The organism is Flavivirga aquatica (assembly GCF_001747085.1).
GTDB lineage: Bacteria > Bacteroidota > Bacteroidia > Flavobacteriales > Flavobacteriaceae > Algibacter_C > Algibacter_C aquatica.
The window spans coordinates 111615-133714 of record NZ_MDJD01000006.1; the positions used below are offsets into that span (position 1 = coordinate 111615).

Below are 22100 nucleotides of genomic sequence, written 5' to 3' on the forward strand. Positions count from 1 at the left end.
CTTGTTATAATAATAAAAAAAACGGCTTCTAAAATACCTGTAGGTATTTTGGAAACCGCTTTTTTATATGCTCATAAAAAATCTAATAATTTATCCTTTTAGAAACTTTACTTTTTTTATAAGCGGTTATACCAAATAAATTTCAAAATAATGAGTTCAATTGGTTTCTTTTTTGCTTAGATTTTCTATTTCATCTGAACAAAAAATAATTCAAATTCATTCCAATCATTTTGAAATTTATTTGGTATTACTTCTATTAAGCTTTTGGCCAACGGTTATCTATTGAAGCATTTCCAATTACAATTTGCTCTGCAGATACTGTAAAACGTAATTTCATTGGTACGTCTCCGTTTACATCTAAAACCTCTTTGTAGTATACTAAATAAGAATTTTTAAATTCTATTTCTTTCATCTTAGCATCCTCTTCTGTTTTCTTATAAATGATTTTTCCGTCTACAGATTTAAACTGTGAGTTTAACATGGCTTCAATTACTGAGGTATCTTCTGTTGATTCAATTTCTAAGGTTACACGACCACCGTATACGTTAGAGGATACTTTTCCTTTTTTGTCTGTGTCTCTACTAAATGAGTATTCTGAATATAATACGTCAAATTCTTTTCCACCTAATTCTAGGCTTGCTCTAAATGATCCCATGTTTTTGGATTTTTAATTTTACAATATTTTGTTTTAAACTTCTAGAAGGTGTTTTAAACTAGTATAAAAAAACAACTTCAAAAAACTTAGCAATCAAATAAATATTGCTCTTTGTGAGATGGCTAAAAAAGGTTCTTGAGAGAAGTGAAATTTTACTTCTTTAAATAAAATAAGAATGTTTAACAACCATTGAAAGAGAATAAATATACCCAATCGCTAAATTACGCAACTAATGTAGTATAATTTTTCAAATGAAAAAGAGATGTAAGATATTTTACTGAGAAATTAAATACTTTTTCTTTAAAATGAGCTTTTCGTCGATTATTTTTTTTGTTTTCAAATAAAGCATCGTTTAATTCTTTATTCTGAATTTATGTATAAAAATAATTCACATTATACAAAAAAAAGACCGCCTTTGCCTTGTTTCGCTTTTCTTATAGCTAAATGACCTGCTGGACAGACAAACATATCTGCATCTTTATTATAATCAAATTCGTCTTCTTCTTTCCTAAACCCTTGGCTGATAGCTGGATTTAATCTAGCTACAATCTTTATATCTTTTTCTTGGGCTAATTCTAAATTCTTTTTGCCAGAATAAGCGGCATCTCCTATAACAGTATCCACATCAATCCCATGTTGTTCACTTTGTGTTATTAATTCTGGTAAAATTGGACCATCTCCTTTTTCTCCTGAAGTAACAACGGCTCCTGTGATAATTCTCTCTTCAGTCATTGCCAAATGAGTTTTGTAACCAAAAAAAGAACTATCCTCTGATTTGTGACCAATTTTAGCATCCCTGTCTTTTGATATTATTTCTTGAGTAGTCTGTTCAACATCATCAACGGATTCTTTAAGTAAATTCAATTTTTCTTTGATAGTAGGTACTTCACTAAGCGTGGGAGTATCTTCTAGTAAGGTTTCTAATTCTTTACAATAAGCCAATTCTTTTTCTAAATCATTAGTCTGATTTTTGATAGGCATTTTACCAACCCAATCTTCTTGATAGTTGTAAATTGATTTGCGTAGTTGTTTGGAACGCTCTCTTAAAACATCTATAGCTGAAATAGGGTTCGATTTTGATAAACTATGGGTAGCATCTACAATAATTGATTTTGATGTAATAATACCTTTTTCAATAGCAATACTTACCGTTTTGTTGATAAGCATATCTAATAAATTAGTATCCTTCAAACGTTGTCTGCGAAATTTTGTTAAGGTACTTGAATCAATAACATCTTCTTCGGGTAACATTTCTAGAAAATATTTAAAGGACATATCATAGCGGGAACGCTCAACCACATCTACATCTGAGATCGTATAAATTACTTTTAGTAGCAAGTATTTAAATAAACATATGGGGCTTTCTGCTTTTCTGCCTAGAGTTTGTGAATACTTAGATGCTAGTTCGTCATAGATAAAATTAAAATCTATTAAATCATTGATACGTCTTAACAAGTTGGTACTTGGAACGATTAAATCATATAAAGAACTGTACTCGCTTAACCGAAGAGATTGTTGTTGGACTATCATACCTCAAAATACAAAATCGGTAAGTGTTTTCAAATACTTACCGATTTTAATAATATTGTGCTACTTTTTCAGGGGCCTCCTTTTTCAGTAGCCTCTTTTTTAGACAGCCTCTTTTTGTTTTTTTAATAAACATTCGGATTTGCTCATTTTATGAGGCTTATATTAGAGGTTATTAACTACCTCCATTTACAGACCAAGATGATATTTTATCATTCCAATCACCTTTATCCAAATTCTTCCATTCTTTTTTAGATAACTTACCTAAAAACCAATGTGTTGCGCGCTGATACACACTTCTTCCTCTTTGGTTATAATCTTGATAACATGTTAATCCAATAAAGTTATCACCACTATTATGTTTTGAGTAATCCAACTCATCTAAAACAATAGAAGACGTTCTATCATTTAACCAAGATGGTATATTTCCTTTAACTTCAAATCTTGTAACCGAAATTTTATGTTTTCGATATTGCCACCATCTACCTTTAAAGTCATTGTGCTCATAAAATCGTACTTTAAAACCCCAAGTACTATTATTATTATCGTTTTTAGAAGTTAATTGGCTATTTGACTCTAACGCCTCTAAAAATAACTTATCATACTTAAGTGCTTCTTTTTCGTCATCAAAAACATTAGCTATATTTTCGCCTTCAAATAAAATATACGCTTTATCTAATAAATTAGGATAATCCTTTTTTATTTCATCTAAAGAATAGACTTGCTCTTTATAAATATAATTATACTTTGAATATTCATTTTCATTAGCAGCTACAGTATTCACTTCTTCTGCAAAATCATTATCGTTAACACTACAACCTGTAAATGTTAACATACCAATTGTTAAGACTAGTAGTCCGTTTTTTAAATTCATTTTTGCTCTTTTAAATTAATAAAAATATAAGATTAATATTATTAATACGTAAGTAAATACATAATTGGATTTTTATAGTAAAAATTTACTAAGATTAAGATTCACTAAACGCAAATAGATAACAACTAACAATTTAAAGTATTTTTAACGCCTCAAATATAGAACTCCCAAGACAGAGTTATACAAATATTTAATACGAAAAAGCCATATTACGAGGGAAATTTATGGCACAAAAAAAGCCATCATTTCTGATGGCTTTTTTAACATTGCTCCTTCTCTTGGGCTCGAACCAAGGACCCTCTGATTAACAGTCAGATGCTCTAACCAACTGAGCTAAGAAGGAGTGTTTTGCATTAGCGAATGCAAATATACACGTTATTTTAAATTCTCCAAAAGCTTTTTGAACACAATTTATAGATTTAGAATTCTTCCTCTTTTAAATCAACTAGAGCTTTTGTTTATACGTAACACTTATGCATAATTTACATCAACCTTAGCATATGGCATTATAATGAAAGTTTATATCATAAAAAAAGCCATCATTTCTGATGGCTTATCTAACTTGCTCCTTCTCTTGGGCTCGAACCAAGGACCCTCTGATTAACAGTCAGATGCTCTAACCAACTGAGCTAAGAAGGAGTATTTTGCGTTAGCGAGTGCAAATATACACGTTATTTTAGATTCTCCAAAAGCTTTTTAAAAAACTTTAAAAAAAATTATCCAAATATTGCTTTATAAATGTCGTTTCCGTTGGCAAACAGTACTAAAGCTATCAAAATAAAAAAGCCAACCATTTGCGCATACTCCATAAATTTATCCCCTGGCTTTCTTCCAGACACCATTTCATAGAGTAAAAACATAACATGACCTCCATCTAAAGCAGGAATAGGTAATAAGTTTAAAACACCAAGCATAATTGATAAAAATGCTGTTAACCCCCAAAAAGCAGCCCAATTCCAAGTAGCTGGAAACATTTTTCCAATAGCAGCAAATCCACCTAACTGAGAAGCCCCTTTTTTAGTAAAAATGTATTTAAACTGAGCAAAATAATCTACAACAGTCCAATACCCTAATGAAAGGCCTTTACTTACACTTTCACCAAAAGAATAGTCTTTATGACGTATAGTCTGGTAATCTTCATCTGTTGCACCTAAAAATACACCTATTTTTGAATCCTTGTCTGGAGTAATCAAGAACTCTTTAATGGCCTTATTTCTCTCTATAGTAAATTTAACTTCTGTTTCTTTTTTATTTTTAATGATATAATTATAATCCGAACTATATATTACAGGCGTGTCATTTACAGCAACAATTTTATCGCCTGCCATTAAACCTGCTTTTTTAGCTGGGTAATCTGCAGAAACAGAATCTATCTGGAAAGGAAACCTTACCTGAAATGCTGAGGTATCTCCATTTTCAAATAATTTAGTTCCTATATCTTCTGGTATAGCTATATCTAATGTCTCTCCACCTTCACGTTCAACCTTAATAGAATGGATCGTTCTAAACATTAAATTAGCATTAACGCTAGCAATTTGATCATACGGTACGCCATCTACACTAATAATTTTATCACCTTGTTTAAAACCGATATCTTCCATAGTTTTTGTTACACCAAAACCATATTTTATATCATCTTTTAGAGAATAACTGGTTCCCCAAGTAAAAACAATAAAGATGTATATTACAAACGCTAAAATAAAATTAACCGTAACGCCTCCAAGCATAATAATTAAACGTTGCCATGCTGGTTTAGAACGAAACTCCCATGGTTGTGCTTCTTGAGCCATTTGCTCGGTATCCATACTTTCATCGATCATACCAGATATCTTAACATAACCACCTAATGGTAGCCAACCAATACCATAAACCGTATCTCCTATTTTCTTTTTGAATAAAGAAAACTTTACATCAAAAAACAAGTAAAATTTTTCAACCCTAGTTTTAAATAATTTAGCTGGAATAAAGTGTCCTAACTCGTGTAAGACAACTAATATTGAAAGGCTCAATAGTAATTGAGCTCCTTTTATTAAAAATACTGACATTTACATTTTTTTTTATAACCGCACAAAAGTAAGCTTTTAAACCAACTTTAAAAAAACAATCACAAAATGCTACTTGATTTAACACTAATTTAAGCAGCATTGGACTTCCATTGCATTCGACTTTATATAAACGCACATACAACATTCACATTATAATTATAAATTTTTAGTAGTGGATGTTTCATTGTATTTTTGCATTCAATTTATTCTAACTGGATTAATATGTTATCGTTTTTTAAAGATTATAAACTTTTTGCACTAGTTTTTGGAATTATTTCAATCATTATTATCTCAATAATATATAATACATTAAATACATATAAACCGCTAAGTATCTACCAACCTGCTATGGTAAGTACAGAACTTGTAGATAGCACCATTCAACATCAAAAAAAATATCATAAAATAGCTGATTTTTCATTTACAAATCAAAACGGAAAAACAATCACACAAAAGGATTATAAGAATAAAATATACGTTGCCGATTTCTTTTTTACGACTTGTAGAACCATTTGCCCAATCATGACAAATCATATGGTTGAAATTCAAAAAGAAATTATTAATGATGATGAAGTTATGCTACTATCACACTCAGTAACTCCAGAAATAGATACGGTTGCGCAACTAAAACGCTATGCTAAAAGAAAAGGTGTTATTGATGGTAAATGGAATTTAGTCACTGGCGACAAAAAACAAATCTATAAACTGGCTAGAAAAAGCTATTTAGCTGTTAAAGATGATGGAGACGGCCACCCTTTTGATATGGTACACACTGAAAACTTCATGCTTATTGATAAAAAACGTCAAATTAGAGGATTTTACGATGGCACAAATCCTGACGATATAGATAAACTACTTGACGATATTGAAATTTTAAAAGAAGAATACAAAAAATAGTTTTCTAGCAACAATTTTTTCCACCTAAAAATTTTAGCTTACTTTTGCTTCTTTAAAATCAATCTAAATAAGTTTGCAAAACACATTAGCTCATCTCAAACGTGGCGAAAAGGCTACTATAACTGATGTTTCATCTATTCACATTCCTCTAAAACTCTTAGAAATGGGATGTTTACCAGGTAATTCTGTCGAGCTAGTTCAACTTGCTCCTTTTCAAGACCCAATGTATTTAAATATAAACGGAACTCACTTAGCTATTAGAAAAGACACAGCTTCTCATATTTTAATTGAAAAAACAACACATGAGTAAGCAGATAAATGTTGCCTTAATAGGAAATCCAAACACTGGAAAAACCTCTGTTTTTAATGCTTTAACTGGATTAAACCAAAAAGTAGGCAACTATCCAGGTATTACGGTTGAAAAAAAAGAGGGTATATGCAAACTACCTCGAGGCGTTAAAGCCCATATTATTGATTTACCTGGCACTTATAGCTTAAATGCATCGTCCCTAGATGAAAATGTAGTTATAGAACTGCTTTTAAATAAAAAAGATAAAGATTTTCCAGATATAGCAGTTGTTGTTAGCGATGTTGAAAACCTAAAACGAAACCTTTTACTTTTTACTCAAATTAAAGATTTAGAAATCCCTACGCTGCTTGTCATCAATATGGCAGATAGAATGGATCGCAAAGGTATTTCATTAGACATAGACTATTTAGAAGAACACCTTCAAACAAAAATAGCCCTAATAAGCACTCGTAAAAATATTGGTATTGACAAATTAAAAAACCTAATTACCAATTATAAAGATATTTCAATAACACCCTGCTTAAATGCTTCCCAAATTGACAAAACTTATTTTGATAATTTACGTAAAGCCTTCCCTAACCAACTTTTATATAAACTTTGGCTTGTTATAACACAGGATGTTAACTTTGGAAAAACCAGTAGAAAAGAAATTGAAGCTGTTACCAATTTTAAAACCAAAAGTAAAACCGATTTAAAACGCTTACAGCAAAAAGAAACTATAAAACGCTATCAGTTTATAAACAATGTTCTTAAAGTTGGACAAACCATAGATACCTCTCAAGCTAAAGACTTACGTAGTAAACTAGATAGAATTCTAACACATAAAGTTTGGGGTTACCTCATTTTCTTTGCCATATTACTAACCATATTTCAAGCTATTTACGATTGGTCTGGAATACCCATGGACTTTATTGATACTGTTTTTGCATCATTAAGCGAATGGACAAAAAACATATTACCTAGTGGTGCCTTTACCAATTTACTTGCTGAGGGTATTATACCAGGGCTTGGCGGTATTGTTATTTTTATTCCGCAAATAGCCTTCTTATTCTTATTTATAGCTGTACTTGAAGAAAGTGGTTATATGAGTCGCGTTGTATTTTTAATGGATAGAATTATGCGTCGCTTTGGATTGAGTGGAAAAAGTGTAGTCCCTTTAATTTCTGGAACGGCATGCGCTATTCCTGCTATTATGGCAACACGAAATATTGAAAACTGGAAAGAACGCTTAATTACTATTTTAGTAACTCCATTTACAACATGTTCGGCAAGACTTCCTGTTTATTTAATAATAATTAAACTTGTAATTCCTGAAGGTCGGCTTTTAGGACTAAGTTACCAAGCGCTTACACTAATGTTATTATATCTTATAGGTTTTGGAACCGCTGTTGTTTCTGCATATATTTTAGATAAGGTTATGAAGATAAAAAGCAAAACTTATTTTGTTGTCGAAATGCCTAACTACAAATTGCCTCTATTTAAAAATGTAGCATTAACAGTTATTGAAAAAACGAAGTCATTTATTTTTGGAGCTGGTAAAATTATTTTAGCCATATCTATTATATTATGGTTTTTAGCATCTTATGGCCCAGGTGAACAATTTAATAATGCAGAAAACATTGTAAAAACAGAATATGCTTCTCAAAATTTAAATGAAGAAAATATACAGCAAAAAATAGCATCGCATAAACTAGAACATTCATTTATTGGCATTACTGGTCGTGCTATCGAACCCGCTATAAGACCTCTTGGATACGATTGGAAAATTGGTATTGCTATTATAAGTTCTTTTGCTGCTCGCGAAGTATTTGTAGGCACCTTAGCTACTATTTACAGTGTTGGTAGCGAAGATGTAGACACCATAACCAATAAGATGGCTGCAGAAAAAAACCCTATAACAGGAGGCGCACTATTTACATTCGCTTCAGGAATTTCACTCTTATTATTTTATGCTTTTGCTATGCAATGCATGAGTACACTAGCCATTGTAAAAAGAGAAACTAATAGCTGGAAATGGCCAACACTACAATTGGTTATTATGACCATATTTGCTTATATTGTTGCTTTAATAGCTTTTCAATTTTTAAACTAACAACGCTAGGAAACAAAATGATTATCGACTAAGAGCTTTATGAACATAATTGTACAAAACATATTAGTATTTATAGCTTTAGCTTTTTCATTGTTTTTTTTATTAAAAAAATTCTTTTGGAAAAAACCAAAAACAAAAAAGGCTTGTGGTAAAGATGGCTGCGGATGTCATTAAGATAACATGTCTACCATCATAATCTTGATAGCGTTTTATTTTGATTATAAAGATAAGATAGACCTATTTCTTTTTTATCAGACTTAAAAGGAGGTCTATTCATTTTTTTCTTATTTATTATAAATAACCTAATTCTTAAATTCGGTCTTGGTCTAAACAATATATATATTGTTTTTGCTATAGGTATAGAAATTATTTTACTTTTCGCTTTAAAAGCTTATGTAGATAGCAAAAATCAGTTTCAATATACCATTTAAGAAAGTTTCACAAATAAGTTATTTGCAATCATATTAGAAATTATAAACTCCTTACTTTCAATTTTTATAGATACCGAATTATCAAAAGGTTCTTTATGGAGGATTACAAATGCGGTCCCTAAAGCAATATTATTATTATCTAAATACTTTAAAAACTCTGAAGAAGAATCATTAACACCCACACAAATACACTGTTCACCTATAGCAACTTCAGATAAAAGAATTTTCTCTACTTTTTTAATTTCACCCATTTCATCAGGAATAGGATCTCCATGCGGATCATGCGTTGGAAAATTCAAAAAAGCATCTAATTGTCTAATCAATTTTTCCGATTTTATGTGCTCTAATTGCTCGGCTACTTCATGAACTTCATCCCAAGAAAAGCTTAATTTTTCCACCAAAAAAACCTCCCAAAGTCTATGTTTTCTAACAATACCAATAGCAACTTGCCTTCCCTTACCTGTTAAATTAACACCTTGATACTTCTTATAATCTGCATAACCTTTCTCAGATAATTTCTTTACCATATCGGTAACAGACGATGCTTTAGTCTCCATCTCCTTAGCAATAGCATTGGTACTAACATTATTAGAGCCTTGCTTTCCTAAATGATAAATGGCTTTTATATAATTCTCTTCAGTAAGGGTAATCATAATTAAATTTTACGTTAAGCAAAGATATAATAATTATAATTTTAAAATGATTTTTAGATTAATCTAAAAATATATTTATATTTGCAAAAAATATTTTTAATGAAATATCTAATATTATTTTTAGTATTATTGAGTTCTTCAACATATTCACAAAACATAACAGGCAAAACAACTTCTAATGGTTTACCACTACCATATGTTAACATCTACCTAAAAGGCGCACAAAAAGGAGCTGTATCAAATGACGATGGAACATTTAAAATATCAAATATCAAATCAGGTAAATACACAGTTATTGCTTCTTTTACAGGATATCAACCTCAAAGAAAAACAATCACCATCTCTAATGCAGATGTTATTTTGAATTTCAACCTACCTGAATCTGAATTATTAGACGAAATAGTTGTAACCGGAACTCTAAAACCCGTGTCTCGTATCGACAGCCCTGTACCAGTAGAAATATACACGCCTACTTTTTTCAAAAAAAACCCAACGCCTAGTATTTTTGAAGCATTACAAAATGTAAATGGTGTAAGACCACAATTAAATTGTGGACTTTGCAACACAGGAGATATTCATATTAACGGACTAGAAGGCCCATATACTCTAGTATTAATAGACGGTATGCCAATTGTAAGTGGCCTTTCTACAGTTTATGGATTATCAGGAATCCCTAATAGTTTAGTAGAACGCATTGAAATTGTAAAAGGCCCAGCATCATCCTTATATGGAAGCGAAGCTGTAGCTGGCTTAGTAAATGTAATTACAAAAAAACCTAGTAACGCTCCTCTATTTAGTGCAGATGTTTTTTCTACATCATGGGGAGAATATAATTTAGATTTTGGAGGCAAATTTAAAACAGGAAAAGCATACGCATTACTAGGCGTAAACTACTTTAACTACAACCAACGTATTGATAACAATAATGATGGCTACACAGATTTAACATTACAAGACCGTGTTTCAATATTTAATAAATGGAGTTTTGAACGGAAAAGCGGAAAAGCATTTTCTTTAGCAGGTCGTTTTTTTTATGAAGACAGATGGGGAGGAGAAACCAATTGGGATAAAAGTTTTCGAGGAGGCACAGACATTTATGGAGAAAGTATTTACACATCTCGTGGTGAACTATTTGGAATATATGAATTACCAACTACCGAAGATATTGACTTTACATTTTCGGCAACCACACACGATCAAAACTCTTTTTACGGAAACACATCATACAACGCACAGCAACATATTGTATTTGGACAAACAACCTGGAATCGTGTTTTAGGTAAACATGATCTATTAATAGGAGCAACAGGACGATACAATTATTACGACGATAATACACCTGCCACAAAAAACGATGATAAAAATAATCCAGACGAAATTTTTATACCAAGCATTTTTGTACAAAACCAATGGAAATTCCTTCCTAAACACGAATTACTAACAGGGTTACGTTACGATTACGATAAGCGTCACGGAAGCATTATAACACCAAGATTAGCCTATAAATTTGCACCAACTAAAAACGATGCCATTCGTTTAAATATAGGAACAGGCTTTAGAGTTGTTAATTTATTTACAGAAGATCATGCCGCATTAACAGGGTCTAGAGAAGTTATTATTAAAGAAGATTTAGACCCCGAGCAATCCATTAACTTCAATTTAAATTATTTAATGAAGCGTTATTTAAATTCTGGAACCTTCTTTAACATAGAAGCTTCTGCTTGGTACACGCATTTTTCAAACCGAATAAATCCAGATTACGACACTAATGTAGACCAAGTAATATATGCCAACTCCAATGGACATTCTATTTCACAAGGTGTTAGTTTACAAACCGATGTTAATTTTGGATTTGGTTTAAAAGCATTATTAGGCGCATCGCTACAAGAAGTTGCTAATATCGAAAACGGAAATAAAACCCGGCAAGCATTAACAGAAGGATTTAATGCCAATTGGGGTTTAAGCTATAACATACAACCCGCAAATTTACTTATAGATTTTACAGGCAATTTATATGGCCCAATGCGTTTAGCCACACAAGAATTCACAAATGAAGCAGGTATTTTTATTGAAGATCCAAGAGATAAAAATTCACCGTTTTGGTCTGTTATGAATATTCAATTAACCTATAAAGGCATTAAAAATGTAGAACTTTATGGAGGTGTTAAAAACTTATTAGATTGGACACCCGCAAAAAATAATCCTTTTGTGATTTCTCGCGGAGACGATCCTTTCGAAAAAAACATACAAAATCCTCAACAAGACTTAAGCTTCGACACTACATACGTTTTCACCTCATTACAAGGTATTCGTAGTTTCTTTGGGGTACGTTATAATTTATTTTAACAAGAAAAATGAAACACTTACTATACATATTACTATTTAGCTCTCAATGCGTTTTAGCGCAACTAAAAACCTATTCTTTCGAAGAGTTATCCTCTTTAAAAAAAGAAAAACCCATAGTTGTTTTTTTACATGCTAATTGGTGTAAGTATTGTAATGTCATGAAAAACACTACTTTTAAACAAGACAAAATTATTGAAACATTAAATAACGAATTCTATTTTGTTTCTTTTAATGGCGAACAAAAAGAACCTGTAACATTTCAAAATCATACATTCAAATATAAAAGCACAGGAAAAAAAACGGGAGTACATGAATTAACAGAAGCATTAGGCACATACAATTCTAAAGTTTCTTATCCCACAACAGTAATATTAAACACCAATAAGGAAATTATATTTCAACACCCTTACCTATTAAAACCCAAAGAATTTTTAAAAGTACTAAACGCCGTTAAAAAGAAGCTATAAAGGCTTGCCTATTGAAAATTGATTTTAAATAAGTTAAGTTTGCCTTTCAAGGCTTAAAATAAATTTAAGAACATGAAAAACATAATTTTAGTAGCCCTCTTAATCTCAACAATTTTTAGTTGTAAAGAGAAAAAAAAGACCAACAGCAAGCTAAATATAATAACTACAACCTCTATGATAACCGATTTGGTTAAAAATATAGGAGGAGACCATATTAATTTACAAGGATTAATGGGCAGCGGTGTAGATCCACACCTATACAAAGCTAGCGAAGGCGATGTATCCAAATTAGCCAACGCCGATGTTATTTTTTATAACGGTTTGCACTTAGAAGGCAAATTAGTTGACATTTTTGAGAAAATGAAAAACAAAAAAACCATCGCCATCTCAGACGCTCTAGACAAAAACACACTTATAGGATCAGATTATTTTGCATCAAACTACGATCCACACATTTGGTTTAATGCAGACTACTGGATACAAGCCACACAATTTGTAGTTACCAAACTATCTGAAGCCATTCCAGAACAAAAAACCACTTTTCAAACAAACGGCTCAAAATATATAAAGCAACTGGAAGCATTAAAAACAACATTAACCGCAACTATAAATACACTTCCACAAGAAAAACGTATTTTAGTAACAGCGCACGATGCCTTTAATTATTTTGGAAAATCTTTTGGTTTCGAAGTTGTAGGTTTACAAGGACTCTCTACCGCCACAGAAGCAGGTGTACAAGACGTTCAAAAACTGGCAGCATTTATTATAGAAAAAAATGTAAAAGCTATATTTGTAGAAAGTTCGGTACCAAAACGCACTATCGAAGCCCTACAAGCAGCAGTAAAATCTAAAAATCATGAAGTATCAATAGGAGGTACATTATACTCAGATGCACTAGGAAACTTAGGCACCGCGGAAGGCACCTATATAGGCATGTTTAAATACAATGTAAATACCATAGTAAATGCATTAAAATAATATTTTTCGAAGCTATGTCCTGCTATCCGCTATATCTTTTTCTCGTACCTCAAAAAAGGATGCCGCTTCTATCAGGGCTAGATTATCCGTAAAGGCAAGAGCAAAACGTTAAAGCACAGCATACCATTCACTGCAAGAAAATAAAAATATGAAAAAAAACATCGCAGTAAAAATAGACGATTTAACCGTAGCCTATAACTACAAACCCGTACTTTGGGATATCGACTTAGAAATCCCCGAAGGCGTTCTCATGGCTATTGTAGGACCTAATGGAGCAGGAAAATCAACACTAATAAAATCAATATTAGGCATACTAAAACCCATAGCAGGCAGCGTTACTATTTACAATAAACCCTATAAAAAACAACGCTCGTTAGTTGCCTATGTTCCTCAAAAAGGTAGTGTAGATTGGGATTTCCCAACCACAGCCCTCGATGTTGTTATGATGGGAACCTACGGCAGTTTAGGCTGGATAAAACGCCCCGGGCAAAAAGAAAAAAAAGCAGCACTAGAAGCCTTAGAAAAAGTAGGCATGCTCCCCTTTAAAAGCAGACAAATAAGTCAGCTTTCTGGCGGACAACAACAACGCATATTTTTAGCCAGAGCCTTAGTACAAAACGCATCTATTTATTTTATGGACGAACCTTTTCAAGGCGTAGATGCCACAACCGAAATAGCCATTATTAATATTTTAAAAGAATTACGTAAAGCACGAAAAACAGTCATTGTAGTCCATCACGATTTACAAACTGTCCCTGAATATTTCGATTGGGTTACCTTTTTAAACGTTAAAAAAATTGCCACAGGTCCTGTTAAAGATATTTTTAATGATGATAACTTAACAAAAACCTACGGAATTAATTATAAAGTGAGTATACAGGAATGAAAAATAAAATTTACATAAAACATTGGCTAGCTCTTAAACCCAAAGACTACAGTAGTAACACAGATTTTTATTACCTCAAAGTAGCTAACAAAATAAACGCAAATTTAAATCCTTCATTAAATTTAACGCTTTCTCAATTCATTGAGAAGGACGACATTCTATTACTATCCTGTTTTATAACCTGTTATTTTGAGGACATTATATCCCAAACTAATATATGGAGTACCTATAAATTAGCATACAAAAACCTATACAATAAAAAACTACCTTTTTACAATATTGATGACAGATATGTAGATGACGAAATCAACTTTGAAGATGTTGCTTTTTTAACATGGTACTTTTTAAACACCATCCAACAAGATAAATTTATAAATCCACTTAACGATTTTATTCTAATTATTGCAAGATTTGCTATGCAAATTCTAGAGGAAGAATATGAATACGCTCCAGAAAATAAAAATTTAAAAACTTTATTTACGTTTAAAAACAATGATGACGATTTTTATAAATCTAGAAAATTTATCCAACTTGTTTTCTTTGAGTCCTATTTATTCTTTACAGATATTAAACAACAATTAGATTATGAAATTCTAGACCTTTTAGAAGAACATCGTCAAGAAAATGAAGCCTCTCCTGGTTTGTTAATGAGTTATATTCGCGAATACACTGAAGACTATACCTTTAACAAAAGAAGCTCATTGTTAGCTCTAAAAGCTAAAGACTGGACAGCTCAATTACTTGGTAGTTCACACCCTCTTTATAAAAATATAACAAATATTACTGATAAAATTTTCGGGTTATTCTTATACAAAAGTCAAAATGAGAATTTTGTTAACCTAGAATATATAGCCTCTGGAATGCGTTTTGAAATGACAAAAAAATCATTCGACCATTACGAAGAGTTAAAAAAAGATGAGATTGTTTATATAGGATTAGTTAAATGGAAAAACGAATGGTGGTTCTCAGGTAATTTTACCGTGTCCGATTTCGATGCTGATGTTATTTTAGATCAAAAAAATTCTGCAGATGCAAGATCCAAAGTTAACTCTTTAAATAATCCGTTAGAAATTCAGGAGATTCTTAATGTACAAGAAAAAGCCTTTTTAAAATATAATAACAATACTCCAATAGCCTTTATAAAATCCAACGAAGTAGAAAAATTCACTTCAAATTTTATGGATTATTATAACGACTCGCTTAAATTATCAATCAAAAAACAAAAAGAAGCTAAACAAAATACAAAAGACGACGGCTATTTTGGCACAGAGAATACTTTTAAAGATTTTAATTCAGAAGAACAAGAAGCTATTGTTTTTTTTAATCCAAAAAATGGAATAGAGATTTACTTTGATATTATTAATGCATTTCCAGATAAAAACAATCCTTTTTATACTGAAGAAAGTGAAGGTGATATTATGCATTTATTAATTTCACCCGAATATTCTACAGAATTCGTCTATTATTTTATAAATACATATAAAGATCAATTATCATTTTTTGAAAGAGAACCATACAAGAGCTATTTAGAAGATATCGATTTTCTACTTAAATTTTGGAAGAAAGATTCTTATTTCACAAAATCATCACTTATAATAACAGGAAAAAAGAATAAACTATCGATTTCATAGAATACATAAAACTCGTTTTTACAGACTACACTTTAAGAACCATAACTCTAGGTACAGCCATATTAGGAGCAGTAACAGGTATGTTAGGTAGTTTTGCTGTACTACGTAAACAAAGTCTTTTAGGCGATGCCATTTCGCATGCTGCATTACCCGGTATAGCTATAGCCTTTTTAATTACTGGAGCCAAAGACAGCAATACTCTTTTACTAGGCGCTTTAGTTAGCGGTCTTATAGGTACCTTCTGGATACGAGGCATTATCAAAAAAACACACCTAAAATCGGATACCGCATTAGGTCTTATATTATCTTTATTTTTTGGATTCGGCATGTTACTGCTCACATTCATACAAAAACAACCCAATGCCAACCAAGCAGGATTAGACAAATATTTATTTGGTCAGGCCGCCACTTTATTAGAAAGCGATGTGTGGCTAATGGCAATCGTTACCAGTGTTTGTTTATTTGTATTACTATTATTCTGGAAAGAATTTAAAATCTTATTATTTGATGCAGATTACACAAAAACACTAGGCTTTAACACCAAATTTATAGACATACTCATCACAACATTTATTGTACTCGCCATTGTTTTAGGACTCCAAACCGTAGGCGTGGTACTTATGAGTGCCATGTTACTAGCACCCGCAGCTGCTGCAAGACAATGGACTAACAGTTTAGGCATGATGGTATTTTTAGCAGCACTATTTGGAGCATTTTCTGGTGTTTTTGGAACCGCTATTAGCGCCAGTCAAAACAACCTATCTACAGGACCAGTAATTGTTATAGTTGCAGGTATATTTGTCATATTTTCATTTATTTTTTCGCCAAGCCGAGGCTTATTATTTAAACAAATTCGATTTATAAAGAATCGTAGAGATTTGCAACTTCATAAAACCTTAGCATTTATGTATAATATTGCCGAAACACATGATGATATCTCACACCCGCATGCTATAAAAATATTAAACAATTTTCAAGGTTTCACAAAAGGTACTCTTCAAAAATTAGCAGATAAAAATTATGTAACCATTAAAGGCAGCAATTGGAGTTTAACAAACGAAGGTTTTAAAACCGCTTCTAATTTATACAATCAACAAACTAAAAGCCATGAGTAGTGCTCAAATAGAAATACAACTTATCGCTAGCATTGTTGCTATTGCTTGCGCCATTCCTGGAACTTTTTTAGTACTTAGAAAAATGGCTATGATTAGTGATGCCATTAGTCATTCCATCTTGCCAGGCATTGTTATTGGTTTCTTTATAACACAAGATCTAAACTCGCCATTACTTATTTTTTTAGCAGCATTAACAGGAATTATTACTGTTGTTTTAGTAGAATACATTCAAAAAACAGGATTAGTGAAAGAAGATACAGCCATTGGACTCGTATTCCCTATACTTTTTAGCATAGGTGTTATACTTATTGCTAAAAACGCCAATGATGTGCATTTAGATGTCGATGCTGTTTTACTTGGTGAATTAGCCTTTGCTCCTTTTGACAGATTTATTATTGCAGATACAGATGTTGGACCAAAATCCCTTTGGATTATTGGCAGCATCTTAACTATAACCATTGGTTTACTACTTTCTTTTTTTAAAGAACTAAAAGTAAGCACTTTTGATACCGGCTTAGCTGCATCTTTAGGATTTTCACCAGCTATTATCCATTACGGATTAATGACGGTTTCATCAATAACAACCGTTGGTGCTTTTGATGCCGTAGGTGCTATTTTAGTAGTTGCTTTAATGATTGCTCCTGCTGCAACAGCATACTTACTTACCAATAATTTAAAACGCATGCTTATTTACGCTATTAGCTTTGGTGTATTTAGCGCTATTTCTGGTTATTGGCTGGCACATGGATTAGACGCATCCATTGCAGGCTCAATAACCACCATGCTAGGCCTACTATTTTTAACTGTTTATCTATTTGCACCAAGCAAGGGTGTTATAGCCGTTTTATATAGAGAAAAACAACAACGCACCGAAGTCTCTTTGTTAACATTTTTACTACATTTAAAAAACCACAATGAAGAAGAAGAACGTCATGTAAATCACCTCAACGAGCATATTAATTGGCAAAAAGTACGTAGTAAAACCGTTTTAGAATTAGCTCTTAAAAATAACATGATATCCATTGAAAAAAGTATTGTATCACTTACTGCAAAGGGTGACGACTTTACTTCTCAAGCTATCGATTATATTATTACTAATGAAGATGCTCAAATTGAGCATATGAAAGAAGACTTCTTTTTGTTTAGGGGGTAAAATAGAACAAATAATATATTGAAAAAAGAACAATTGATAGAATAAAAAGCTTTTTTATATTTTAGACACTGACTTTTAAATAAGTTTACAATTAATGGCAAAACACAACGAACTCGGTAAAAAAGGTGAACAACTAGCTGTAGATTTTCTATTAAAAAATGGCTATGAAATTAAAGAACGTAATTATCGTTTTGACAAAGCCGAAGTTGATATTATTGCTCAAATAAATGATATACTTGTCATTGTAGAAGTAAAAACTAGATCCACTACAGACTTTGGAAATCCACAAGATTTTGTAAAACCTAAGCAAATTCAACGTTTAGTTAAAGCAATAGATAAATATATAACTATTAATGAATTAGATGTTGAAGTTCGTTTTGACATTATAGCCATAATTAAAGAAGATAAAAACTTCAACATAGAGCATTTAATTGATGCTTTTTATCATTTTTAAAACAATTGTATTTAATTAAATACGAATAACATCTTTATATAGATATTTAAACCTATTGCTTTTTAAATATCCTTCTTCCTTATATGTAATATTGCTGAGATTTATTAAGAATCTAAAAAAACTCCATAGTATAATTACCTTCATATAACATAAAATTATACTATTTCATAAACAACACCTCTTAAAGTACATAAACAGTAATATTTTAACAAAAAAAATAAATAATTATAATAATAAGTTGTATTTCAATTATTTATACATTATGTTTGTGTTAAGTTATTAAAAATATTAATCTCTCAATACATCAATTTAAGATGTAACACTATAATTAATATTTTCAATCAAACTAAAAAACTAAACACTAAACTATAACCCATTTCGAAATGAAATTAAAACTAAGACACATTGTGTCATTACTTGCTATGGCTTCAATGTTTAATTGTTCTACAGACGTAGAACTAGAAAACACAGAACTAGAAACAAACGAAACTAATTCTCTAACTTCAAAAACCCCCACTAACTACAATGCTGGTTCTTATTTTACCAAACCCAGTGGCTTGGTTATTAGAAACTTTACAGGAACTACAAGCGCAAACTTACAATCACTAATAGACGCTAATAGAAAAAATGGTGCAATTATTAAAATTCCAAAGAAAAATTATAGCTGGGGAGAAATAAAATTAAAATCTAAAATCCAACTAGAAATTGAAAAAGGCACTGTAATTAAACCAATTAATAATAGCGTAAGACGTATATTTAGTATAGGAACTTCTGGAAATGGAGCTAGAATTAAAGATGTAAGCATTGTTGGCATTGGCGGAAAATTTACAGTAGACCTATCTTCTACAGCTAACCTAAATAAAAATATGGCTGTTGTAAAAATGGGGCGTGTTACTAATTTTAAAATTTCCAACTTTAACATTAAAGACAGAAGATCTTCTTTAGCTTCTATCTTATTAAATTATATTCCTTCAAATAGCGATAATACGCCTTATCCTCGAGATGGAATAATAGATAAAATTAACCAAACTGGTGCCCACACAGGTTATGGGTTAATTCAAGGCTACTCTGCAAATAGGGTTTTATTTAAAAATTTAAAATGTACTGGTGGCGTTACACTTAGACTAGAAACAGATGATAAATCTATGAAAAATGCTGTTAAAAATGGAGGTAAGTCTTTTGGTATGTTTAATATTTATGCCGACAAAATTACTGGCATAGCTGGTATTTGCCCGATAATGCTTTCTCCGCATTTTACGAAAAACGGCAAAGTTAACGCAAGAAACATAACAGCTAATGGTTGTGCATTTGCTGTAAGAGTAGAACATGGATTTATTGAAGTCTTTGACACAAACAAAACATTTGCCTTAACAACTGCTGGAGGACAACAATTTAGAAACTTTATTGCAAATAAAATATCGGGTGTACCTTCTGGAACCCCTAAATTTGTAGGTAATCAGTACAAAAGAGCTAATGGACAACAATGGGCTATTAGATTATCTGATGCATCTGTAAATGGATCGTTTGACAGCTATATTGAAAACCAAATTGGTATTTTAAAAAATGGATCCTTTCAAAATGCAACCTTTACAAATGTAGTAGCAAATTACAGAGCTAATAACGCTAAACTAAAACAAGCATTCTTGAAGTATTTCCCTTGTAATCAAATAACAAATAAAATTAAAAGACCTAATGATACAGGAATGCAAAATGGTTTTGAATTCTATGGTCCATCAATGGGATTAGTATTTGATAATACGGACGGCTCTTCAAGTGATGGTAATTATGTTATTACTGTTAACGGCTCTTTAAACGGATTTGGATCAAACAGAATAGATATATTACACAATACTCCTATTGTTTGTAACAACCCTCCCGTTGGACAAATTGATTTTGTATCTACACCAGGCTTATAAAAAATAGCTTTTATTACCAATATACCCGCTAACAATTTAAAGTTAGTGGGTTTCTTATTTTAGAACACCTATATAGGCTTTCGTTATTAAAATAAATAAACTTGACTAAAATTTAGATATTAAAGTACGCCTGATATTATTACTATAGTGGAATAAGGTAAAAACTTTAATATTGAGCGTTTCAAGAATACTTTTATAATTTTAATAAACTATATTAAATTACATCAACATTTCTACTGGATATTTTTTTTACTGAATGCCTTATTATGACTCTCAATACTAATCTTTAGTCTTAAAAAAAGCTTTTACAGCTTCAAAATCTTCAGGTTTAGCAGCAATTTCTTTATTCTTATTTAAAATAAAGTATGTTGGTGTTGCAGTTACATTATAACTATTCCCAATTTCATTCTCCCATTTACCTTTTCCGTATACATGAATAAATTCTGGATAACTATACGTTAAATCCTTCCATTTATATGGTTCATCCTCTAAACCTACTGCTATTACTTTTATCGTTCCTTTTTTTTGAGATTTTATAAAATCTTGCAAATGGGGAATTTCACCTAAACAATGCGAACAAGTACTACTCCAAAATACAATAATGTAGTTTTCAGCTTCTTTTAATTCTCTTAACTTTTTATTTCCTTCTTTTAATTCTATAAAAAAGTCTGGCGCAACACTACCTATTGATAAATCTTTATACTTTATTAATGCACGTAAAAGACTTTGATCGTTCAAAGTAACCGCCAAATCCATTAAATATGTTTCCGAAATATAATTTGCAACAGGTTCTATATTTAAATCGGACATTTGCTCCCATAAATCTACCAACAAAATTCGTTTAACTTTATTAGGAGCATTTTTTGCTGCATTATAAAACACATCAATATTCTTCTTATAGTTAGCTATTTCATCTTTAGAATTAGCTGATATGCCAAAAACATAATTTAACATTTTTTCTTGCAAAAAACTAGAACTTTGAAGTGCCGAATTTTTAAAATCGACATAGTCAAAATAATGAGTTTTTAAGTTATCTACATAGTCTTCTACACCTATAAAGGCCTTTGGAGTGTATGGCTTATTAGCTTTAATAAATTTAAGTGCTATAGTTTCTTTTGCTGCCTTTTCAAACTTCAATTGCGTATCTCTTTGAGTTTTAAAAATTGTATTTAATGCAGTAGTATCACTACTATTTTGCTTAAAATAATTACTAATACTTTGTGTTACCATAGACATACTACTTGTATATGATGCTAACAGTTTATTCTCAACAGATTTTTTAAATTTCACTCCTGTTTCGGAATTAAAAGTTAACTCAATATCTTCTTTCGTATTATATATAACATCAAAGTTATAATCTTCTTGAGGAGCAGCATAAACGATTCTGTATATACCTTTACTTGCTGTAGAGTCTAACTGAAATTCAAAACTTCCATCTTCTTTTACTTTAGCGTTAGCAATATACTCCGATAATGTTGGTGTTACCTTATACAACAAAGCAACATTATAATCTTTAGCAGGTGAAAACACACCTTTTATGGTATGTTGTGAAAAAACAACACTAGGTAATAGCACTATTAAAAAAAGTAGGTATTTCATTTGTTTGCAATCCTTGTTTTTAATTAATATTTTATAATCGAAATATATCTAATAACATATGTATTTTAACT

The 22100-nt window shown here is 31.1% G+C and carries 18 protein-coding genes, 2 tRNA genes and 1 pseudogene; 13 read left to right on the top strand and 8 right to left on the bottom strand.

The features are described from left to right. Nucleotides 1–256: 256 nt before the first annotated feature. From tssD to rseP, 6 genes and pseudogenes are all read right to left on the bottom strand, one after another. Entirely contained in the window at nucleotides 257–655 is a 399-nt protein-coding gene (gene tssD / locus A8C32_RS00580; protein ID WP_069828509.1) for a type VI secretion system tube protein TssD, read from the bottom strand. Nucleotides 656–1072: 417 nt separating this feature from the next. Then, a pseudogene (locus A8C32_RS00585) lies at nucleotides 1073–2185 on the bottom strand (transposase); the annotation flags it as partial. Nucleotides 2186–2357: 172 nt separating this feature from the next. Next, on the bottom strand, nucleotides 2358–3056 hold the full coding sequence (locus tag A8C32_RS00590) for a hypothetical protein (protein WP_069828511.1): 699 nt from the start codon (nucleotides 3054–3056) through the stop codon (nucleotides 2358–2360). A 269-nt stretch (nucleotides 3057–3325) separates the two neighbouring features. Next, a tRNA-Asn gene (locus tag A8C32_RS00595) sits at nucleotides 3326–3399 on the bottom strand. A 222-nt stretch (nucleotides 3400–3621) separates the two neighbouring features. Then, nucleotides 3622–3695: transfer RNA gene (locus A8C32_RS00600), tRNA-Asn, on the bottom strand. A 77-nt stretch (nucleotides 3696–3772) separates the two neighbouring features. After that, nucleotides 3773–5101 (bottom strand): RIP metalloprotease RseP, encoded by a 1329-nt coding sequence (gene rseP, locus A8C32_RS00605; RefSeq protein ID WP_069828512.1) that lies wholly within the window; start codon nucleotides 5099–5101, stop codon nucleotides 3773–3775. Between the two features lie 222 nt (nucleotides 5102–5323). On the opposite strand from rseP, the gene A8C32_RS00610 reads away from it, so the two are divergent. The 4 genes from A8C32_RS00610 (at nucleotide 5324) to A8C32_RS21570 (ending at nucleotide 8574) form a co-directional block, all read left to right on the top strand. Further along, nucleotides 5324–5998: an SCO family protein gene (locus A8C32_RS00610; protein ID WP_069828513.1), complete on the top strand. Its 675-nt coding sequence runs from the start codon at nucleotides 5324–5326 to the stop codon at nucleotides 5996–5998. A 73-nt stretch (nucleotides 5999–6071) separates the two neighbouring features. Then, nucleotides 6072–6308, top strand: coding sequence for a FeoA family protein (locus A8C32_RS00615; RefSeq protein WP_069828514.1), 237 nt, complete (start codon nucleotides 6072–6074; stop codon nucleotides 6306–6308). Next, complete coding sequence (gene feoB, locus A8C32_RS00620) at nucleotides 6301–8400, top strand: ferrous iron transport protein B (protein ID WP_069828515.1); 2100 nt, start codon at nucleotides 6301–6303, stop codon at nucleotides 8398–8400. The genes A8C32_RS00615 and feoB overlap by 8 nt, the downstream gene beginning before the upstream one ends. A gap of 39 nt (nucleotides 8401–8439) precedes the next feature. Beyond that, on the top strand, nucleotides 8440–8574 hold the full coding sequence (locus A8C32_RS21570) for a FeoB-associated Cys-rich membrane protein (RefSeq protein ID WP_093455573.1): 135 nt from the start codon (nucleotides 8440–8442) through the stop codon (nucleotides 8572–8574). A 253-nt stretch (nucleotides 8575–8827) separates the two neighbouring features. Here A8C32_RS21570 and A8C32_RS00625 read toward each other — a convergent pair whose 3' ends face one another. Continuing rightward, nucleotides 8828–9484 carry a metal-dependent transcriptional regulator gene (locus tag A8C32_RS00625; RefSeq protein WP_069828516.1) on the bottom strand — a complete coding sequence of 219 codons (657 nt, stop codon included), beginning with the start codon at nucleotides 9482–9484 and terminating at the stop codon, nucleotides 8828–8830. Between the two features lie 99 nt (nucleotides 9485–9583). On the opposite strand from A8C32_RS00625, the gene A8C32_RS00630 reads away from it, so the two are divergent. From A8C32_RS00630 to A8C32_RS00670, 9 genes are all read left to right on the top strand, one after another. Next, nucleotides 9584–11830, top strand: coding sequence for a TonB-dependent receptor (locus A8C32_RS00630; RefSeq protein ID WP_069828517.1), 2247 nt, complete (start codon nucleotides 9584–9586; stop codon nucleotides 11828–11830). 8 nt (nucleotides 11831–11838) lie between these two features. Then, on the top strand, nucleotides 11839–12297 hold the full coding sequence (locus A8C32_RS00635) for a thioredoxin family protein (protein WP_069828518.1): 459 nt from the start codon (nucleotides 11839–11841) through the stop codon (nucleotides 12295–12297). Nucleotides 12298–12369: 72 nt separating this feature from the next. After that, nucleotides 12370–13275 carry a metal ABC transporter solute-binding protein, Zn/Mn family gene (locus A8C32_RS00640; protein WP_069828519.1) on the top strand — a complete coding sequence of 302 codons (906 nt, stop codon included), beginning with the start codon at nucleotides 12370–12372 and terminating at the stop codon, nucleotides 13273–13275. A 148-nt stretch (nucleotides 13276–13423) separates the two neighbouring features. After that, complete coding sequence (locus A8C32_RS00645) at nucleotides 13424–14161, top strand: metal ABC transporter ATP-binding protein (protein WP_069828520.1); 738 nt, start codon at nucleotides 13424–13426, stop codon at nucleotides 14159–14161. Continuing rightward, nucleotides 14158–15792: a DUF3843 family protein gene (locus tag A8C32_RS00650; protein ID WP_069828521.1), complete on the top strand. Its 1635-nt coding sequence runs from the start codon at nucleotides 14158–14160 to the stop codon at nucleotides 15790–15792. Before A8C32_RS00645 ends, A8C32_RS00650 begins: the two co-directional genes overlap by 4 nt. Beyond that, entirely contained in the window at nucleotides 15780–16907 is a 1128-nt protein-coding gene (locus tag A8C32_RS00655; protein ID WP_083253193.1) for a metal ABC transporter permease, read from the top strand. Before A8C32_RS00650 ends, A8C32_RS00655 begins: the two co-directional genes overlap by 13 nt. Beyond that, nucleotides 16900–18060 (top strand): metal ABC transporter permease, encoded by a 1161-nt coding sequence (locus A8C32_RS00660; RefSeq protein ID WP_069828523.1) that lies wholly within the window; start codon nucleotides 16900–16902, stop codon nucleotides 18058–18060. The genes A8C32_RS00655 and A8C32_RS00660 overlap by 8 nt, the downstream gene beginning before the upstream one ends. 94 nt (nucleotides 18061–18154) lie before the next feature. Continuing rightward, nucleotides 18155–18514: a YraN family protein gene (locus A8C32_RS00665; RefSeq protein ID WP_069828524.1), complete on the top strand. Its 360-nt coding sequence runs from the start codon at nucleotides 18155–18157 to the stop codon at nucleotides 18512–18514. A 383-nt stretch (nucleotides 18515–18897) separates the two neighbouring features. Then, complete coding sequence (locus tag A8C32_RS00670; RefSeq protein ID WP_069828525.1) at nucleotides 18898–20430, top strand: hypothetical protein; 1533 nt, start codon at nucleotides 18898–18900, stop codon at nucleotides 20428–20430. Nucleotides 20431–20709: 279 nt separating this feature from the next. Here A8C32_RS00670 and A8C32_RS00675 read toward each other — a convergent pair whose 3' ends face one another. After that, entirely contained in the window at nucleotides 20710–22029 is a 1320-nt protein-coding gene (locus A8C32_RS00675) for a TlpA family protein disulfide reductase (RefSeq protein WP_069828526.1), read from the bottom strand. Between the last annotated feature and the right edge of the window lie 71 nt (nucleotides 22030–22100).